Source organism: Brevibacillus reuszeri (genome assembly GCF_002897295.1).
In the GTDB taxonomy this organism is placed as follows: Bacteria; Bacillota; Bacilli; order Brevibacillales; family Brevibacillaceae; genus Brevibacillus; species Brevibacillus reuszeri_A.
Genome location: NZ_BEXF01000011.1, coordinates 68,543 through 86,426, shown reverse-complemented (window position 1 = coordinate 86,426; position 17,884 = coordinate 68,543). Strand labels below are relative to the sequence as shown.

Genomic DNA, 17,884 nt, shown 5'->3' with positions numbered 1-17,884 from the left:
GAGATGACAAGTGCAGCCGGGTTTTTCATACCGTTTATTTTGTTACAGACGTAAACTTGAAGTAAGCACCGCCAAGTGGGAAGATGACAAAATCCTTCACTTTGTCATTTTTCACATAAGGGCTTCCACGGAAGTTGATTGGAGCAAGCGGCATTTCATCCATCAGGATGGTTTCTGCATCTAGCAGGATTTGCTTGCGCTTGTCCAGATCTGGCTCGTGATAGCTTTGATCGATCAGCTCTTTGAACTTCGGATTTTCCCAGTCAGGATGGTTGTTTCCACCTGTCTTGTCGCGGAACATTTCCAGGAAGTTGATTGGATCGTTGAAGTCTGCGCCCCACTGGAAGCGGATCATGTCAAAGTTCGCTTGCGATCTCATGTCGCGGTATACCTTTAGCTCTGCTGTATAGAGCTTTACATCGACACCTAGTGCTTTTTTCCATTGGTCTTGGAGCGCTTCTGCTACTTTTTTGTTCGTATCGGTTGTATCAAATGTGTAGGTGACGGACGGGAATGTAGTCAGACCCAGCTCCTTCATACCTTCTTGCAGCAATTGCTTCGCTTTTTCTTTATCCTCTTTAAAGTAACCGTCTTTGTTCAGCCCCATGGAGGTAGGTACCCATCCATATGCGGCAGGAACACCTGTCTGCAAAATGTTGTCGATGAGCTCCTGACGATCAATTGCATAAGCAAAGGCTTGTCTGATCTTTTTGTTGTTAAACGGCGGCTTGTTCGTATTGAACACGACAGATTGCGTACCAGGGTTGTCAGCTACCATCAGCTTGCCTGCGTCCTTGAGAGACTGGATCGCATCGGTCGGCAGTGTGGAGGCTGGATATCCGCCCCAGTCGATATCACCGTTTTCAAACATGGAGAATGCTGTGTTGTTGTCTTCGATCATGACGATCTCGAGACGATCCAGCTTGACATTGTCTTTATCCCAGTAATTCGGGTTTTTTGTGAAGATGATTTTGCTTTTGTGCTCCCATGTATCCATGATGAATGGACCGTTACCAACGATTGTTTTTGCTTCATTTGCCCATTTCGGGTTGCCTTCAACTGTTTTTTGGTGCAACGGGAAAAGGGTTGGGAAGAAGGTCAGCTCACGGAAAAACGGCGTAGGAGACTTCAGGTTGAACTCAACGGTATAGTCATCGAGGGCTTTTACGCCTACGTCTTCAGGCTTTCCTTTGCCAGTATTGTATTCCTCTCCGCCTTTAATGTAGTAAAGCTGATAGGCGTACTCGGACGCTGTTTTCGGATCGAGATTGCGTTTGATCGCATAGACGAAGTCGTGGGCGGTAACAGGATCGCCGTTGCTCCACTTCGCGTCCTTGCGAATTTTAAACGTATAGGTGGTGTAGTCTGGAGAGTTGGTAAAGCTCTCAGCGGTTGCATTTGTCAGCTGTCCATTCAGATCGTAGTTTGTCAAGCCTTCAAAAGCAGCGTAAATCATGTCGAACGAGTCAGCGTCGACTGCAATACCTGGGTCCATGGAAGGTGGTTCGCTATTGATACTCCAATGCAACACCATTGGTTCTGCCTTTGTACCTTCTGCTGGTGTTGTAGCGGGCTGTGAGGTTTGCCCCGCTGGTTGTGCAGGTGCTGGTTGAGAGCTGGAACAGCCAGTTATTACCCCGAAAAGCAAGGTAAAACAGGTCGCCAGTGCAAGACCCTTTTTCATTGAAATCCCCCTAGATAATAGTAAACACGCATACGTATATTCAGAATATTCGTTTATGTTTTTAAAGGCAATGAAATTTTTAAATTTCTCGACAAAAAATTTCTTTATAGGCGAAATATGACGATTTGTCTGAACATAAAATTGACAATAGCAAAAGAGCTATGTAATATTCTAAGTGATTAAGCGCTTAACTACTTTGGTAGGTGATTACATGGCAGATATGATAGAAGCATTTGTAAAGCAGCCACCTTTGCCTACACAAGCTTTTTTTGCCTTAGTGGATGCGACGGCAGAGCTTGTGGGCATCTCAGAAAAATATTGGCAGTCGAAAGGTATTAACGGTGCGCGCATTCGGATTTTGGTGGAAATCGCCAAGGAAGGCGGGCGGATTCTCCCCTCCCTGTTAGCTCAAAACATCGGTGTGACCAAAGCAAATATTAGCCTCTTGTTAACTCCTTTGGAGCAGGACGGCTTGATTAGTCGGGCCAGTCATCCGGAAGACGGCAGAAAAAGCGTCTTATCGCTTACAGCAGAGGGACAAAAGCTTTTATTCAAGCATCTTCCTGATAATCGTCAGGTAATTGCTGAGGCGCTAGCGGGTTTAAGTGAGCAGGAGCTAAATCAATTGCTATTTTTGCTTGGAAAAATAAAACGAAGAGAGGGATGATTTTTTTTGTGCATATAGTTAAGTGCTTAACTATATGAATGCCAATTAGAAGGGGTGCAAGCATATGTCCATCGCAGTTACAGGTGCTACTGGCAAATTAGGGAGTCTTATCGTCCAACAGCTTTTGGAAAAGGTCGAAGCCAGCAAAGTCACTCTTTGTGTGCGTGATCCGCAAAGGGCATGGTCACAAAAAGAGCAGAGGGTTGAGCTGCGCCAGATTGATTACGATCGCCCCGAATCGTTGCAAGATGCGTTCGCTGATACATCGAAGCTACTGTTCATCTCCAGTCCCCACATGGACGATACGGTTCGGATGCGGCAGCATAGCCACGTCATCGAAGCAGCCAAAAAGTCAAAAGTTGAGCAAATTATTTATACCAGCTTTGCCTTTCCCGACAAAGGCTACATTTCATTGACCCATCTGCATTTGGCGACAGAGCATGCCATTCGTACAACAGGGATTGCCTATACGTTTCTGCGAAATGCTCTCTATACGGATTTTATCGCTCAGCTCGGCTTGGAGCAAGCTATTCGGACTGGGGAATTAATCACGTACCCTGGTGTAGACGGCTTCAATAGCGTGACTCGCCAAGACCTGGCTTTGGCAGCAGTGAGTGTCGTCACAAATCGTGGCCACGAGAATCAAACCTATGAGCTAACGGCATCGCGCCCTTGGTATTTTGCAGATCTTGTTCAGGCTTTGAGCGAGTTAACGGGAGTAGCGGTTACTCATCGCGAGGACCCCAGCTCGGATAACTGGCTATACCGATTTTTGAGCCGGATCGATACGACGAGCACGACGAAAGATTTGGAGGGCCTCATCCAGAGGCCAGCTATACCGCTTTACGAAGCAGTCCAGCAAATCCTGGCTGACTGAAGAGACTAGCGGCCAAGTATGATCGTAAATGGCAGGGAGTAGCAAATGAACTGGATTAGGCCACTGATTCCGTATAATATAAATGTAGCTAGTGTGTCTATCAAAACAGGTAGGAGTTAATATACGCATGTATAGAATTGGTGTTGTGGGACCGCCCCCTTCTGTTGAGCGGATATTGGCGATTGCCAATGAGTTTGAGCATGAAATCGAATTTGTCCCATTTACGTATGAGGACGCAAGAGAAGTGAGCAAAATCGTTCAGGAGCATAATGCAGAGTGCAATGGCTGGTTTTGTTCCGGACCGATCCCTTATACGATTGCCAAAAATGCTGTGGGGCCAGATGCCAATATTGTGTATTGCCCGCCGACTGGTTCGAATTTGTACCGCTGTTTCATCCAGATGTCGATTGATCATAATGAAGTAGTGAAGAGTGTCTCTGTTGATATGATTGATACCGAGGGACCCAATTTGCGGGAAGCCATGAGTGAGCTGGATCTAAACGACGAGAAAATGTATTTGCATACGTATGACGAGCACTACGACCCTGAGATCATTACCAACTACCATGTTTCTCTTTGGCGGGAAGGAAAAACTCAAGGCGCATTTACGACGCTGTCATCTGTCGAGCGCGCACTGAAGGAGGAAGGAATTCCTGTTTATCGCGTCTTGATTACCAAAATGGAAATCAGACAGGCCATGAAAATCGTTATCGAGAGAGCGAGAAGTACGTACTTCAAGGACACACAGATCGGTGTTGAATTTATCGAGCTGGAGCAGTTCGACAAAATTCCGGAGCGCTCGCAAACTCGCTACCACTTGCAGCAGCTGGAGTTAAAAATCAGGCAGATTCTGCTGCTTCTCTGCGAAAGAATGGACGGCTCTCTCATTGCAAACGGGAATGGACGCTATCAGATTTTCAGTACACGCGGAGCGATCCAGCGAGAGATTGAAATGCTGCGCCATACCGTTGCACAGCTGTCATTGGAGGCAGATGTTCCCGTAGCAGTAGGGGTCGGATTTGGCGAGACAGCCTTTTCTGCTGAAAACAATGCGAGAAAAGCGATCCAGCACGCAAAGGAAAGACCGGAGTTCGGAATTGTCATTGTGCAGGATGACGGGGTTATGATCGAGTCAGTTGGCGAGAGCGAGCAGCTGACGTATTCGTACCGCTCCAGTGATCGCGAGCTTTTGGACCTGTTAAACAAGGCCAATATTAGCGTCAAAACCTACAACAAGATCAAGGCACTCGTACAGCGCATGGGCTGGAGTACATTTACCACGACAGATATCGCATCGTATTTGTCGATGACGGTGCGCAACGCTCAGCGCATCCTGGGCAGCTTGTGCGAATACGGTCTCGCTGAGCTAAAAGGCGAAGAGCAACAGGCCGTTCGTGGAAGGCCGAAGAAAATGTATGCGTTAAAAATGTGAAGAACGAAGCGAGAGCGCAAACGCCCGATGATGTCGGGTGTTTTTTTATTTGCGGCAGAAAAAGCTGGCGAGAGGAATCCGGAGAAAAAGGGGAAACTATAACCAATTTTCAGGCGTGACAAACTTAATAAAAATGCAGGAGTATCAAGGTTTCATGCGACTCGAATTAATTATGGAAGCTTTTCTATTTTGCAAGAAGTCAAACAACTCTATTGAAAAAATGTTAATCTAGCTATATAATTTATTTAAACGAAATTGTCTCTTTCTATTCGCTAAATTAAGAGCTTGGACCGAATATATCGAAAGGAGTATTCATTTCATCACGAAGCAACATCTCGGTTTTGAATGATTGGTGAACGTTGAAGTTAAATTGAAAGGGCTTTCACTTTAATGCCAACAACCAGACTGATCACTCATTCAGAACGCCTTTGTTTCGATCCTGAAACATTCGGAATGATGATTATCACGTAAAAAGATACGGCCTAAGGGGGATGCCAGATGAGTGCACGTCAAGCAAACACAGACCATTATGAGCAAGCGTCGCAAGGAATGGGCTTGGTAAAGTGGGTCGAGCGGGTTGGGAACAAGCTGCCGAATCCATTCATGCTGTTCCTATATCTGATCGCGGCTCTAATGATTATCACTGCCATATTGTCTATTTTTCATGTAACGGCAATCGATCCGATTAAAAACGAAGAGATTCAAGTGAAAAACCTGCTTAGCCAGGAAGGGCTGCAATGGCTTTTGCCCAACATCATCAAGAACTTCTCAGGATTCCTGCCTTTGGGCTCAATCCTGACGCTGATGCTTGGTGTAGGGCTGGCTGAAAAGGTTGGACTTTTGGAAGCGGTTATTCGCAAAATGTCTCTACGTGTAAGTGCACGCTACGCCAGCTACCTGGTAGCATTTATCGCGTTTTTCAGCCACGTATCCTCTGATGCGGCTTTCGTAATCATGCCGCCACTCGGAGCCTTGATCTTTTTGGCAGTCGGACGTCACCCGGTTGCTGGTTTGCTGGCTGCAATCGCTGGTGTTGGTTCCGGTTTTTCCGCCAACATCCTGATTGTAACGACAGACGTACTGCTTTCCGGTATCAGCTCGGAGATCTCCAAATCGGTTGACCCGAATGTTACTGTAAGCGTTCTCGACAACTGGTTCTTTATGTCCGTATCTGTTTTGCTTTTGTCAGCTGTCATCGGTTTTATCACTGACAAGTTTGTAGAACCGAAGCTTGGCGTCTACAAGGGGGATAACAGCAAGAGACTCGAAGACTTATCTGACGTGCAAAAGAAGGGCCTGCGTGCAGCAGGTATTGCAGCGCTTGTTTTCATCGCGGTTCTGGCTGCTCTGGTTGTACCTGCGAACGGTATCCTGCGTGATCCTAAGCTGGGTACCATCGTACCGTCGCCATTCATTTCGGGTATCGTCCCTGTCATCCTGATTTTCTTCTTTACCGTAGCGATTACGTACGGGATCAAGGTAGGGGTGATCAAAAAGCAAAATGACATTCCGGCGCTGTTGACTGATCCGATTAAAGGCATGGCTGGCTTTATCGTGATGATCTTCCCGCTTTCTCAATTTGTAGCGATGTTCAACTGGAGCAACATGGGAAGCTTCCTCGCGCTGTCCATTACAGATGTGCTCGAGCAAATGAATATGACTGGTGCACCAGTCTTTATCGGCTTGATGTTCCTGTCTGCGTTTCTCTGTATGTTTATCGCCAGCGGCTCTGCGATCTGGTCGCTCCTGGCACCTGTATTTGTTCCGATGTTCATGGCACTTGGCTTCCACCCGGCATTTGCGCAAGTGGCATTCCGTGTCGCTGACTCGTCCGTGATTCCATTTGCGATCGTCTCGCCGTTTATCCCGCTGTTCCTGAACTTTTTGCAGGAATATAAAAAGGATGCCAAGCTGGGTACGTACTATTCATTGATTTTGCCGTATCCGATTGCGATCTTCGTACTTTGGACACTGTTACTTGTGGTATGGTATTTCTTGGGCTTACCAATTGGTCCTGGAGTATATCCAGTTTTGAAATAGTGATTGCTCCAGAGATAACAGGAGGAATTGATGATGTTGGATCTGGTTACGCTGCGAAGAGATTTTCATATGCATCCGGAAGTGGGTTTTACGGAGTTTCGTACGGCTACTAAGGTAGTTGAAATATTGACTTCACTCGGATTTGACGTAATTTATGGGCAAGATGCTATGGATGGCGACTCCCGTCGGGGGTTGCCTTCCGAGGCGGTATTGGAAAAAGCATATGAACGAGCGTTGAGTGATGGTGCAAACCCGACGATTGTAGAAAAAATGCGTGGCGGGTACACAGCCGTTATCGGTGTGAAAAAAGGAAAGTCTGCGGGACCTACTGTTGCTTTCCGTTTTGACATGGATGCCTTGCCAGTCCTAGAAAGCAAGGATGGAGACCATTTTCCACAAGCGAATGGCTTTCGCTCGCACTACGAAGGAAACATGCACGCATGTGCGCATGACGGTCATACCACGATTGGTTTGGGACTGGCAGAAAAACTGGCAGATGGAGATTTTTCCGGTACAGTAAAGCTGATTTTTCAACCGGCTGAAGAGGGTGTACGCGGGGCGTATTCGATCGTGCAAAAAGGGATTGTCGATGACGTGGACTACATTTTCTGCCACCATCTAGGTGTCGGTGTACCACTCGGTGAAATACATGGCGGCTCTCATGGCTTTTTGGCAACGACCAAAATGCTGGCTCATTTCCACGGTGTTTCCTCCCATGCCGGTGCTTCGCCTGAGCAAGGGAAAAACGCATTACTCGGAGCAGCAACTGCTTTATTGAACATTCATGCGATTCCACGTTTTAGCACTGGCTCCACTCGTATCAATGTAGGGGTTCTGGAGGGCGGTACAGCAGCCAACATCATTCCGGCATACGCCAAAATGGTGGTGGAAACCCGCTCCGTATCAGAAGAGGTCAATGCAGAGCTGGAGCAGCGTGTACGCAATATTATCGCGCACAGTGCTGCGATGCATGAGCTGGAGCATGAGATCGAGGTAGTCGGCGGAGCTATTCCGATCAACTATGACGTCGATATGGCTGAGCTTGCTCTCGAAGAAGCAAAACAAGTAGAGGGCTTTCACTCCTTTGTGAACGGTGCATATAACGCGATGGGAAGCGAGGACGCGAGCTTTTTGATCAAGCGCGTGCAGGATCGCGGCGGAAAAGGAACCTATATGTCTATCGGTACTGATATTCCGGCGCCTCACCATCATCCAAAATTTGATATTCAAGAGGAAATTTTACCGCGCAGCGTAGAGCTTTTGAATCGCATTGCAAGACGGCTTCTGACATAGGGAAACCCCTTCTATTGGTCAAACTCCAATCTGCCAAACAACGACATAGAGAGGATGTTTCTTCATGCATACCAAACAGATTGCAGAAATGATTGAGAACAAACGAGATTCGTTTATCAAAGTGAGCGACCGTATCTGGGAATTCGCGGAGACGCGTTTCGAAGAGTACCAATCGGCTGAATTGCTCGCCGAGACATTGGAAAGCGAAGGCTTCCAGGTTGAGAGAGGTGTAGGCGGTATCCAGACAGCCTTCATTGGGAGCTTTGGTAGTGGAAGTCCGGTAGTGGCGATTTTGGGTGAGTTCGACGCTCTCTCCGGAATGAGCCAGAAAAAAGGACAAGCAAAAGAAGAACCATTGGTGCCAGGGGCAAATGGACATGGATGTGGCCACAACCTGCTAGGTACCGCTTCTCTGGCGGCAGCAGTTGCAGTGAAGCAATATATGGAAGAGAATAACATGTCCGGTACGGTTCGCTATTACGGATGCCCTGGTGAAGAAGGCGGCTCCGGCAAAACGTTTATGGCAAGAGCAGGTCTGTTTGACGACGTAGATTTCGCGCTTTGCTGGCATCCGATGGGCTACAACAGCATCATGGCGGTCGAATCGCTCGCGAACTACCAGGTATACTTCAAGTTCAGAGGCAAGAGTGCCCATGCCGCAGCAAGTCCACACTTGGGACGCAGCGCGCTGGATGCAGTCGAGCTGATGAATGTCGGGGTCAACTACCTGCGTGAGCATATCATTACGGATGCCCGTGTGCACTATGCCATTACAAACTCCGGCGGCTTGTCTCCAAACGTCGTGCAGCCGTATGCAGAGGTGCTTTACCTGGTACGTGCGCCGAAGGTCGATCAAGTACAGGAAATCTACGAGCGCGTATGCAAGATTGCCAAAGGTGCCGCGCTCATGACCGAAACCGAAGTAGAGATCGTATTCGACAAAGCTTGCTCCAATGTGGTGCAAAATGAAACGATCGAACAAGTGATGTATAAAAACTTCCAGGAGCTGGGCGTTCCAGTACATGACGAGGAAGAGCTGAAGCTCGCCAAAGCCGTACGTGCGACATTGACCGAACAAGAGAGACAAACAGCAGAAAGACTGTCTGCGGATACACCTGATCCGGACATGGTTTCCTGGATCAATCCGTACACAGGTGCTACCATTCCGCTCAATGGCTCTACTGACGTAGGGGATGTCAGCTGGATTACACCGACAGCCCAATGTACGACTGCTTGCTTCATCAATGGATCTACCCTGCACTCCTGGCAGTGGGTTACACTTGGTGCCACTTCCATGGCGCACAAAGGCATGCTCCATGCGGGTAAAGTCATGGCTTCTACTGCAGTAGACATGCTCAAAAACCCAGAGCTGATCGAAAAAGCGAAAGCTGAGCTGAAGCAACGTCTGGGCAATACCACCTATGTAAACCCAATTCCTGAGGGTGTCATGCCTTCTGTGAAAAAATAACAAAAAACGAAAAAAAGCCAACAGTTCCGACTCGTGGAATTGTTGGCTTTTTTTGAAATCCGTAAGCTAACAACCTAGCTCAGCTAACATGCGATTCCATTGCTTAAATGGAAAATGACTGTCGGCAGAGCTTCGCAAGGAGTAGGCGTCATTTCCTTCAAACACCCATCCAAAAGGTTCTTGATAGCTCCATTTTCGATCACAGCTATCCCAAAAGTTTTCATGATCCTGTTTACTTTTTTCAAACCATGCTTGCAATTCGACTTCCGTAAACAAACCTGATGCTTTTCGCATCTCCAATTCCCATGCCGAAATCGTTTGGAGCTCGGAAAAGCTCTCAATGCCTACAAATCTTCTTAACAGCAGGGCTGGAATCCATTTTTCCAGGTTATGCACCGCAGCTATTGTATCCACCATTACTTGAAATTCGTGAAATCTCAAAACAAATGGATGGAAATGAGCTTCATCATCCCATGCTATTTCTAGCTCGTCTTCAGCCTTATATTGAAAAGAGAGCGAGATGTAGGCTAAGTCTTCACCTGGATCAAGCAGCAAAGTATGGTTCTCAGTCAAATGAAAGCAAATGGGGTTATCTCCAAGAATTTCGTAGGAGAACTCATCATGAAGATTCCAAAAGTAGCGATCCCAAAACTTTTTGGAGAAAAAGAGCTCCTTTTGTATCAAAAATATCACATCCTTTTATGAGCTTTGTTAGTCGAACGGTATACATTCCTTACGAACGCCCCGTCAGCTCTCTCGCCAAAGCAACCATCTGCTTCTGAACATTCTCGTCAGGCTTGTTGCCGTTGATATGATAGCCAATGTGATACAGGATGCCGTCGTCATAAAAATCGATTTCATTTGCGGCTGTCGTTACCAGATGAGCGACACGGTTTTCTTCGTTATAGTCGTAATAGCTGTACGTATAGGAGCTGTTTGTCTGGATGATATGATGAATCATAGGCACGCCTTCCTGCAGCTGCTCGACTTTGGCAATATTGCCGAATGTATCTAACGCCTCCAAAGACGGAGCAAGCGGTGGCAGTGGGTTTTCTTCCGTCTGCGTCATGCGGATCACGAAAAAGTTGTTGTCAGCCTGGTCCTGTTTGTACAACAATTGCAATTGATGATGTGGTTCTTGATCAGAGCCATAGTCAAAAGCAACGAGATTTGCTGCTTCCCTGTCTACAGAAAAAGGGAGCTTGCTCTTGTCGATCGTGCGAAAGCGTTCAGCCAATGCTTCCGGTAAAAGCGGTTTAATATCCTGAAAAGCCATCGGGCGGTAATGAACCACTTCTTTTACTTCGCGAGAAAGCTTATGATATTCACTTTGGGCAAAGCCAGATCCACTTGTTTTTACAAGCGCTGGCGCTGAGGAACAGCCCCAGAGTGATATGACGATACCGATCAATAACAGCATCGGCAAAACGATTTTACTTGGTTTCACTGTCAGTCATCCTCCTAAACTAGGACATTTTCCCATTGTATAGCACGAATGATCAAAAAAACAATCTCGATCTCCTACATAATGAAGAAAAATATATCAGGTAAAGGAAGCGATCATGGACCATTACATGCGTATTCAAGCGGCGATTAACTATGTGGAGCAGCATCTGACAGAAGAATTGCCAATTACTGAAATTGCAGCACAGGCACATTTTTCTGCTTTTCATTTTCAACGCTTGTTTCAAGCAATTTGCGGGATTGGCGTGCAAGAATACGTTCGCAAACGAAGACTGTCAGAAGCAGCAATTTTATTGAAGGAAACTGGCATGAACATACTCGACATAGCGATTACGTTTCAATATCAATCCCAGGAAGCTTTTACGCGCGCATTCGAAAAGCATTTTGGAATGACGCCAGGAAAGTTTCGCAAGTCAGACCCGCCAATTGTCTACCAGACGAAAATGGACTTTTTGACGTTCCGCCTGAAAAACAAGGGAGAGATGAAGATGAACAAGCCGACAATCATAATGCTAGACGAGATTCGCATTATGGGACGCTCACACAAGACGAGCCTGCATGATGAAAAGTACTATGAGGAAATACCGGGATTTTATCAGGCATTTGGTGTCAATCAAGATTTCATGCGGATTCCTGATAAAGCAGCCCCAGACATGTCATATGGCATATCGTGTGATTTTGAAAATGACGGGAGCTTTTCCTTTGTCGTAGGGGAGGCTGTGAATTCGTTTCCAGAAGCTATCCCGAACGGCTTTGTGACGATGACACTGCCAGCAGGCAAATATGCAGAATTCAAAGTGGATGGTCCTGTTGATCAGGTCCAGAATACACGCAGATACATTTATGGTACGTGGCTGCCTAGCTCCAATTACGAGCGCAAAGAAGGACCAGATTTCGAGGTAACAGATGTATGCAATTCCAGATACCCCAATCAAATGAAAATGAGCATCTACATACCGTTGAAATCATAATTTTACAATCCGTTCATACGCCATCCATCTTCTCTTTAAACCTGTTTGTTAGAGTAAAGGAGTAGGGAATTTGAATTTGGAGGCGGAAATATGATGGACGTACAAATTGAACGTGCCAAGCGAGATGACTTTGCCGAAATGATAACGCTTGCGGATGTGACGCTTCCGGATCGAATGAACCTGCATGAGTTGAAAAAGTATATGGAGCTGTTTCCCGAATTGATTTTCAAGGCGACGTGTAACAATCTGCTCATCGGGTTCAGCTGCGCCGGGATTGATATGTACCAATCCACAGGATGGCTGTTGTTCAGCAACGTACGTAAAGAGTTCCAGGGCCAAGGCATTGGCAAACGATTTATCGAGGCAAGATTGCAAGCACTGCGCCAGTTTCCGACCCTTCGCACGGTTCGGGTCACGGTGAGCGAAACGAACATGCCGTCTATTCGCGCATTGGAGGCGTTCGGATTCCGTCTCGCACAGGCGGAACAAGACTACTACGGACCGGGAAAGCATCGGAACGTAATGGAATTGCCTATCCTGACTGTGGCGACTACCGCAAGCCCTCAGATTGTTATCCCTGTCGAGCCTATTCTGTAGACAAAGGAACTCAAAAGTAAACTACCGACCAGGCTGTTGCCCCCATACAGGGAGACAACGGCCTTTTTGTATACAAAGCAACACAAAAAAGCCTGTGCAGACGCGATGGCTGTCGCACAGGCTTTTTCCATTACTGTCCAATTATAACCCGTTCTTTTGGATGACGGTAGCGCATCATGCGGTCCTTGCGTTTCAAGAAGAGCAGCAGATTGATGATTCCGATCCGCCCAATGACCATAGTTACGATTAGAATGATTTTGCCTGCCGCACTCATATTGGCGGTAATTCCTGTCGATAAGCCAGTAGTACCAAAGGCAGAACAAACCTCAAACAAGATGTGCTGGAACGGCAAATCCTCCAGCCAGACAAGTAGAATCACCGCAGTAAAAACCATGATGATCGCAATAAAAAATACGACAAATGAACGCATAATGTCATCTTCCACTAATTCGCGACCAAATACTTTAACATCTTTAAAGCCGCGCATGTTGGCAAAAACAGTGGCGACGAGAACGAAGAATGTCGTCGTCCGTATACCACCCCCAACGCTGCTCGGAGATGCTCCGATAAACATCATGCCAGAGAGCATGAGGAGCGATGGTGTGGAGAGCAAGCTGATATCCATGGTCGCCAAGCCGCCGCTTCGCGAAGATACCGAGTGAAACAAGGAAAAAAATAACGCATCGATCCACGATTGGCCTGCAAATGATTTATTGTGTTCGAACAAAAACAAAAGCACAGCACCTATGACGATCAGCGAAAAGAAGGTCAGGGTCGTAATTTTCGTAAACAAGGAAAAGGTGAAGCGCATCTTGGCCCGTTTATACGATAAATACGTACGCAGCTCCACAAGAACGGGAAAACCGATGGCCCCGCAAATGATCAGGAGCATGACGATTGACTGAAACACGTAGTCATGGGTAAAGTCCATCATAGAGTTTCCATAAAGGTCGAATCCGGCATTCGTAAAGGAACTGACAGCTGCAAAATACCCGTGATAATAAGCGGAATACCACTCTGTATAATACCCTGCAAGCATAAAATGAGTTCCCAATAGAATGGTTCCTACCAGCTCAATCATGATGGCGATCACGAGAATATTGCGCATCAAATCAACTAGTCCGGACAACGTGGGACGATTATGGTCCGTAGCAATCCACATACGGTGCTCCAACCCAATTTTTTGTCCCATCAGGAGCCAGAAAAAGGTTCCGAGCGTCATAATTCCAATCCCGCCAACCTGGAAAAGCAAGGTCAAAAATAGAATGCCCCACTGGTTGAACACCTCATGGATCGTAATGACGGTCAGCCCTGTCACGCTAATCGCGCTCGCTGCAGTGAACAAGGAGTCAATATACGTAAGATGCACACCCGGATTATGAAAAAAGGGCAACAGCAATAGAAACGATGAGATCAAAATCAGTCCCACGTAAAAAAATACAATGATTTGCACAGAAGTCAAACGACGTTTCTGGTTGGACGTTAACAAAATAAATGGCCTCCTGAATAAACTTCATAAGGGTTATCATACCAAAAAAAGTTAGCTAGCAAAATGCAGAGTCATCATTCCATAAAAATAACCTTGGACAGCGGTAAAGACCAGCTACCAAGGCTATAGGCATTTCCATTATCGTCTGCGAGAAATCGTGCGTCTGATTTGACCGCGTATTTCTCCATTCGGATTTTGGGTCGTATGTGCGTTTACATACGTCATCCCGCTATTCATTAGTCGAACCAATTCTGCCAGAGATCTTCCTTGAAGCGGACCGACTAGGTCATCTCGCGTGATCGTTCCCATCACTACTCCGCGATTTACACTGATACCGCGAGTTACCGGCCCAAACAGGAATACAACCACAGGTCCATTTACACCTCTGGCGCCAATATGAATATGGGCTTGGGTGAAATTGCGCAATTGATTGACGACCAGGCGAAATTCAAGTCTTTGCCCATCATCGCTTAATCGAAACAGGGTATTCCCTGTTGCATTTGTTCTTACTCGAGGTACCTCTTCCGAACCTCGCAATAAAGCTTGGAATCTTTTTGCCATCGTAACACCTCCCTCGAGCTTCTTACTACATACTTTATTGGCGAGGGGGATTGATGGCTTGTATGATTGTCCACTCGGGCAATCCAAGCAGAAAAGAAAAGGTATTTTCACTATAATAAAAAAACTGCCCTCCATGGATGAAAGGAAGGGCAGCTTTGTGTAAATCTAGGTTAATAGAGCGGATGACGGCGGTCCTTTACATGATGAAGGAGTAAATGATAGCAGCCAATGCGATCCGGTAAAGGGCAAACGGAACCAGCTTGATTTTGTTAATCAGCTTCAGGAAAAAGCGAATCGCCAATAGAGCAAAGACGAACGCGCTGATAAACCCGACGATAAAGAAGGGCAAGGACTCGATGGTGATATACTGCCAGTGTTTCAATAAAGACAGGAGGCTGGCACCTGCCATGACAGGAACAGCCATGATAAACGTAAAGTCTGATGCAGCTCTGTGGCTCAATCCTAGCAATACCCCACCAGAGATGGTTGAGCCAGAACGGGAGAAGCCTGGCCATAGGGCGATACATTGAAATAATCCGATAATGAGTGCTTGCTTGTACGAAATTTGGTCAACAGTGGCCACTTTGGGGCGTCCTGGCCTGAACCAGTCTGCAGCGATCATGAGAAGGGCACCAGCAACGAGCCCGATCAGCACTGTGTTGATGGAAAAGAGATACTCATCAATGTAGTCGTTAAACAGCAGTCCCAATACAGCGGCAGGTAGAAGCCCTACAATTACCTGAGTCAGGCGCAGCTTGTGTCCGGGACCATTGCCATCAGGTGAAAGCTTTTTTAGCCCCAGTAAACTGAGGAAACGGTCTTTAAAAACGATGACAGCAGCCAAAATCGATCCGAGCTGAATAACCACCTTGAAGGTATTTGCAAATTCCTGTGTAAACAATTCTTTTGAATGTAACCACATATCGTCGACGATAATCATGTGCCCGGTAGAAGAGACAGGAGCGAATTCTGTAAGTCCTTCTACTAAACCTAGCACGAATGCAACAAAAATTTCCCAAAGGTTCATGCTTACTCACCTTTCCAAATAACGTGCTTTCCTCATACACTTTAATACAAAAAGCGGGAAATAGTAAGCACTTCATATAACATTTACATCTTTGTTACTCGTTTGTAATCAGCTATTTTGACCTACCCAGAATACCCCCTTGGACGGTATGATGGTAAAAACCGATTTTTCATAAAAAGGAGATAAAATCATGCCACATCTCATCGTTCGAGGTATCAAAGCAGAACAAATGGCAACAATCAGTGAACCGCTGGCAGTCGAGCTGGCTGCATTGTGCAATTGCGGCACAGATAATTTCACAATCGAATGCTTGCAGACGACAGGTGTTTTTGCAGGAAAGATTGTGGAGTCGTTTCCATTTATTGAGGTAGCTTGGTTCGAGCGCGGCCAAGAGGTTCGTGACCAGTTTGCCAAAATCGTGACCAAGCACGTTCTTTCCCTTGATATTCCGGAGGTAGAAATGGCGTTTGTAGCCTACCAAAAGGAAAGCTACTATGCTAATGGAGAGCATTTCTAAAGGGAGACGACAGGCGTTGTCGATTTCCCGGGAAAGAATAAAAACTGATTCGACAAGTGGACATTGTCGATGACATTTTAATTAGTTCTGTAATTCTACTTTACTAATAAAGGCGTTCTATCTGTCTTTACGAGACGTATGGAACAGCCTTTTTGTTTTTGGAAAAAGGTGTCACATTTGATCGGCGTCGGTTGTTATTCATAGTGAGAGGAGGGGCAACCGTGGATGAAACAGAGATTGCGCGTCTGCTAAAAGAGATAAAAGCAGGTGCTCTCGAACAATACGAAGTGATTATTGACCACTATCAGCAGCCTATCTTTACATACTGCTATCATATGCTCGGTCACCGTCAGGATGCCGAAGATGCGGTTCAGGAAGTATTGTTCCGTGCTTATGAGCGTCTTGATCAGTATACGTACTCGTTGTCGTTTGCCGCGTGGCTTTATCGAATCGCCTACAATCATTGTGCAAATGTTTTGAAGCGTAGGAAGTTGAGCCGTCTGCTGCCCTATTTATACAACCGGGATCAGGATGGACGCAACTACGTAGAGGATCAGTTTGATCGTGGTTACTTTGGGGAGCCTTTGGAACGCATTTGGAGACGATTGTCCGCCGAGGAGCGAACACTCATGATTTTACGGGTGCTGGAGGAAAAAGAGTACGAGGAAATCGCGAGTCTCGTTGATAAAAAACCTGCGGCACTTCGCAAGCAGTTCGAGCGTCTCCTGAAAAAGTGTCAACGTTATTTTCCAACGATGAAAGGGGTGGCAGATAATGGACAAAAATCGGTTTAATCGTATGCGAGAGATGCTCTTATCAAAGCCAATCCCTAAAGTCGATGTGAAAGATAAAGTCATGGCAGCAGTTTATGCCAAGAAAAAACAGGAGGAAAAAGTCGTGAAAAAGAAAATTGGGTTGTTACTCACAGTTGGATTACTGGCAGGAGCTTCGTCCGTCTGGGCGGGAATGGAAATCGTCCAGTTGAAAAATGAGAAGGGTGAAGTTGTGTTAGAGATTGAAAAGATGAGTGAGGTACAACAGCAGCAATTAAAGCAGCAACTAACACCCGCACAAAAGGATAGCATCACTAATAGAAGTGAAGAGCTGATGAGACAGCTAGATATTGGGGAGCAAATTATTGAAGGATTAAATCCTGGCGATGCTATTGCCATCTATTGGCCACTGACAGAGTTTCAGTTGCAAGCGAATCCATACAGCAAGCCTTTCATTGATGTTCGAGCCAAGCCTTTCACTTATTCAACCTTGGAGGAAATGGAGCAAAAGGTCGGTCATCTGTTCAAGATCCCGGTAGAGATAGGGACTGATTTCAAGTTTACAAAAGGGAAAGTAAGCTACGAGCCTAGTGACAAATACGATGAGGAAGCAATGAAGGCAGAATTAAAAAACACTCAAAAAGAATACGTGGTAAAACAGATTCCGTTATCAGATAAGTTCAGGAATGCTGAGGTTGAATACCAGGGACAAAAAGGGAGTACTTTTTTAGATGTTTCTATCCTAAATGACGAGAAGGCAAGTGTAGGTGCAATAGATTCGACCATTGAGAAGGTCATGATTGGCAACAATGAAGCTGTCTATTTCCATCCATCATCTAATAATGGAGAATCCTTTCACTCTTTGCAATGGGTGAAAAATGGCACAAAGGTGCGCTATAACCTAAGAATACAGATGGGGGCAGGCACGAAAGAAGAATTGATCAAGATGGCAGAACAAATCAATCAGTTGAAATAAAAGAGTGACAAAAAAAGACCAGGAAAGCCTGGTCTTTTTTCTTTTTCA

The 17,884-nt window shown here is 46.2% G+C and carries 17 protein-coding genes; 11 read left to right on the top strand and 6 right to left on the bottom strand.

Annotated features, from left to right (window positions below):
• Window positions 1–34: 34 nt before the first annotated feature.
• Complete coding sequence (locus C3B52_RS18510) at window positions 35–1,684, bottom strand: peptide ABC transporter substrate-binding protein (RefSeq protein ID WP_103107879.1); 1,650 nt, start codon at window positions 1,682–1,684, stop codon at window positions 35–37.
• A gap of 211 nt (window positions 1,685–1,895) precedes the next feature.
• Between C3B52_RS18510 and C3B52_RS18505 the strand changes: the two genes are divergently transcribed.
• The 6 genes from C3B52_RS18505 to C3B52_RS18475 all read left to right on the top strand — a co-directional run bounded on the left by C3B52_RS18505 (window position 1,896) and on the right by C3B52_RS18475 (window position 9,461).
• On the top strand, window positions 1,896–2,351 hold the full coding sequence (locus tag C3B52_RS18505) for a MarR family winged helix-turn-helix transcriptional regulator (protein ID WP_103107878.1): 456 nt from the start codon (window positions 1,896–1,898) through the stop codon (window positions 2,349–2,351).
• A gap of 64 nt (window positions 2,352–2,415) precedes the next feature.
• Complete coding sequence (locus C3B52_RS18500; protein WP_103107877.1) at window positions 2,416–3,228, top strand: NAD(P)H-binding protein; 813 nt, start codon at window positions 2,416–2,418, stop codon at window positions 3,226–3,228.
• A gap of 127 nt (window positions 3,229–3,355) precedes the next feature.
• Entirely contained in the window at window positions 3,356–4,660 is a 1,305-nt protein-coding gene (locus C3B52_RS18495; protein WP_103107876.1) for a hypothetical protein, read from the top strand.
• Between the two features lie 498 nt (window positions 4,661–5,158).
• Entirely contained in the window at window positions 5,159–6,700 is a 1,542-nt protein-coding gene (locus C3B52_RS18485) for an AbgT family transporter (protein WP_201264911.1), read from the top strand.
• Between the two features lie 33 nt (window positions 6,701–6,733).
• The gene (locus tag C3B52_RS18480; RefSeq protein WP_103107874.1) at window positions 6,734–7,993 is read left to right on the top strand and encodes an amidohydrolase; all 1,260 of its coding nucleotides are present in this window, start codon (window positions 6,734–6,736) and stop codon (window positions 7,991–7,993) included.
• A 64-nt stretch (window positions 7,994–8,057) separates the two neighbouring features.
• The gene (locus C3B52_RS18475; protein ID WP_103107873.1) at window positions 8,058–9,461 is read left to right on the top strand and encodes a M20 family metallopeptidase; all 1,404 of its coding nucleotides are present in this window, start codon (window positions 8,058–8,060) and stop codon (window positions 9,459–9,461) included.
• A 66-nt stretch (window positions 9,462–9,527) separates the two neighbouring features.
• Here C3B52_RS18475 and C3B52_RS18470 read toward each other — a convergent pair whose 3' ends face one another.
• The gene (locus C3B52_RS18470) at window positions 9,528–10,016 is read right to left on the bottom strand and encodes a hypothetical protein (RefSeq protein WP_164684831.1); all 489 of its coding nucleotides are present in this window, start codon (window positions 10,014–10,016) and stop codon (window positions 9,528–9,530) included.
• A gap of 178 nt (window positions 10,017–10,194) precedes the next feature.
• On the bottom strand, window positions 10,195–10,908 hold the full coding sequence (locus tag C3B52_RS18465) for a hypothetical protein (protein WP_103107871.1): 714 nt from the start codon (window positions 10,906–10,908) through the stop codon (window positions 10,195–10,197).
• Between the two features lie 115 nt (window positions 10,909–11,023).
• On the opposite strand from C3B52_RS18465, the gene C3B52_RS18460 reads away from it, so the two are divergent.
• Together C3B52_RS18460 and C3B52_RS18455 are read left to right on the top strand one after the other, a co-directional pair.
• Window positions 11,024–11,896, top strand: a complete 873-nt coding sequence (locus C3B52_RS18460) for an AraC family transcriptional regulator (protein ID WP_103107870.1) — start codon at window positions 11,024–11,026, stop codon at window positions 11,894–11,896.
• Window positions 11,897–11,986: 90 nt separating this feature from the next.
• Window positions 11,987–12,493, top strand: coding sequence for a GNAT family N-acetyltransferase (locus tag C3B52_RS18455; protein ID WP_235615774.1), 507 nt, complete (start codon window positions 11,987–11,989; stop codon window positions 12,491–12,493).
• Window positions 12,494–12,623: 130 nt separating this feature from the next.
• Here the strand turns inward: C3B52_RS18455 and C3B52_RS18450 are convergent, their stop codons facing one another.
• The 3 genes from C3B52_RS18450 to C3B52_RS18440 form a co-directional block, all read right to left on the bottom strand.
• Window positions 12,624–13,982, bottom strand: coding sequence for a TrkH family potassium uptake protein (locus tag C3B52_RS18450; RefSeq protein ID WP_103107869.1), 1,359 nt, complete (start codon window positions 13,980–13,982; stop codon window positions 12,624–12,626).
• A gap of 138 nt (window positions 13,983–14,120) precedes the next feature.
• Window positions 14,121–14,543 (bottom strand): CHRD domain-containing protein, encoded by a 423-nt coding sequence (locus tag C3B52_RS18445; RefSeq protein ID WP_103107868.1) that lies wholly within the window; start codon window positions 14,541–14,543, stop codon window positions 14,121–14,123.
• Between the two features lie 196 nt (window positions 14,544–14,739).
• A complete protein-coding gene (locus C3B52_RS18440) occupies window positions 14,740–15,570 on the bottom strand; it encodes an undecaprenyl-diphosphate phosphatase (protein ID WP_103107867.1) in 831 nt (276 codons plus the stop codon).
• 190 nt (window positions 15,571–15,760) lie between these two features.
• On the opposite strand from C3B52_RS18440, the gene C3B52_RS18435 reads away from it, so the two are divergent.
• The 3 genes from C3B52_RS18435 (at window position 15,761) to C3B52_RS18425 (ending at window position 17,836) form a co-directional block, all read left to right on the top strand.
• Entirely contained in the window at window positions 15,761–16,087 is a 327-nt protein-coding gene (locus C3B52_RS18435; protein ID WP_103107866.1) for a DUF1904 family protein, read from the top strand.
• 221 nt (window positions 16,088–16,308) lie between these two features.
• Window positions 16,309–16,881, top strand: coding sequence for an RNA polymerase sigma factor (locus tag C3B52_RS18430; protein WP_103107865.1), 573 nt, complete (start codon window positions 16,309–16,311; stop codon window positions 16,879–16,881).
• Window positions 16,862–17,836, top strand: a complete 975-nt coding sequence (locus tag C3B52_RS18425) for a DUF4367 domain-containing protein (RefSeq protein ID WP_235615773.1) — start codon at window positions 16,862–16,864, stop codon at window positions 17,834–17,836. Before C3B52_RS18430 ends, C3B52_RS18425 begins: the two co-directional genes overlap by 20 nt.
• The last annotated feature ends 48 nt before the right edge of the window (window positions 17,837–17,884 follow it).

What these genes read in the sequence shown, in the direction of transcription:
- C3B52_RS18460 (WP_103107870.1), top strand. Translation starts at nt 11,024, where the DNA reads ATGGACCATTACATGCGTATTCAAGCGGCGATTAACTATGTGGAGCAG.
- C3B52_RS18495 (WP_103107876.1), top strand. Translation starts at nt 3,356, where the DNA reads ATGTATAGAATTGGTGTTGTGGGACCGCCCCCTTCTGTTGAGCGGATA.
- C3B52_RS18510 (WP_103107879.1), bottom strand. Translation starts at nt 1,684, where the DNA reads ATGAAAAAGGGTCTTGCACTGGCGACCTGTTTTACCTTGCTTTTCGGG.
- C3B52_RS18500 (WP_103107877.1), top strand. Translation starts at nt 2,416, where the DNA reads ATGTCCATCGCAGTTACAGGTGCTACTGGCAAATTAGGGAGTCTTATC.
- C3B52_RS18455 (WP_235615774.1), top strand. Translation starts at nt 11,987, where the DNA reads ATGATGGACGTACAAATTGAACGTGCCAAGCGAGATGACTTTGCCGAA.
- C3B52_RS18475 (WP_103107873.1), top strand. Translation starts at nt 8,058, where the DNA reads ATGCATACCAAACAGATTGCAGAAATGATTGAGAACAAACGAGATTCG.
- C3B52_RS18505 (WP_103107878.1), top strand. Translation starts at nt 1,896, where the DNA reads ATGGCAGATATGATAGAAGCATTTGTAAAGCAGCCACCTTTGCCTACA.
- C3B52_RS18485 (WP_201264911.1), top strand. Translation starts at nt 5,159, where the DNA reads ATGAGTGCACGTCAAGCAAACACAGACCATTATGAGCAAGCGTCGCAA.
- C3B52_RS18445 (WP_103107868.1), bottom strand. Translation starts at nt 14,543, where the DNA reads ATGGCAAAAAGATTCCAAGCTTTATTGCGAGGTTCGGAAGAGGTACCT.
- C3B52_RS18435 (WP_103107866.1), top strand. Translation starts at nt 15,761, where the DNA reads ATGCCACATCTCATCGTTCGAGGTATCAAAGCAGAACAAATGGCAACA.
- C3B52_RS18480 (WP_103107874.1), top strand. Translation starts at nt 6,734, where the DNA reads ATGTTGGATCTGGTTACGCTGCGAAGAGATTTTCATATGCATCCGGAA.
- C3B52_RS18425 (WP_235615773.1), top strand. Translation starts at nt 16,862, where the DNA reads ATGGACAAAAATCGGTTTAATCGTATGCGAGAGATGCTCTTATCAAAG.
- C3B52_RS18440 (WP_103107867.1), bottom strand. Translation starts at nt 15,570, where the DNA reads ATGAACCTTTGGGAAATTTTTGTTGCATTCGTGCTAGGTTTAGTAGAA.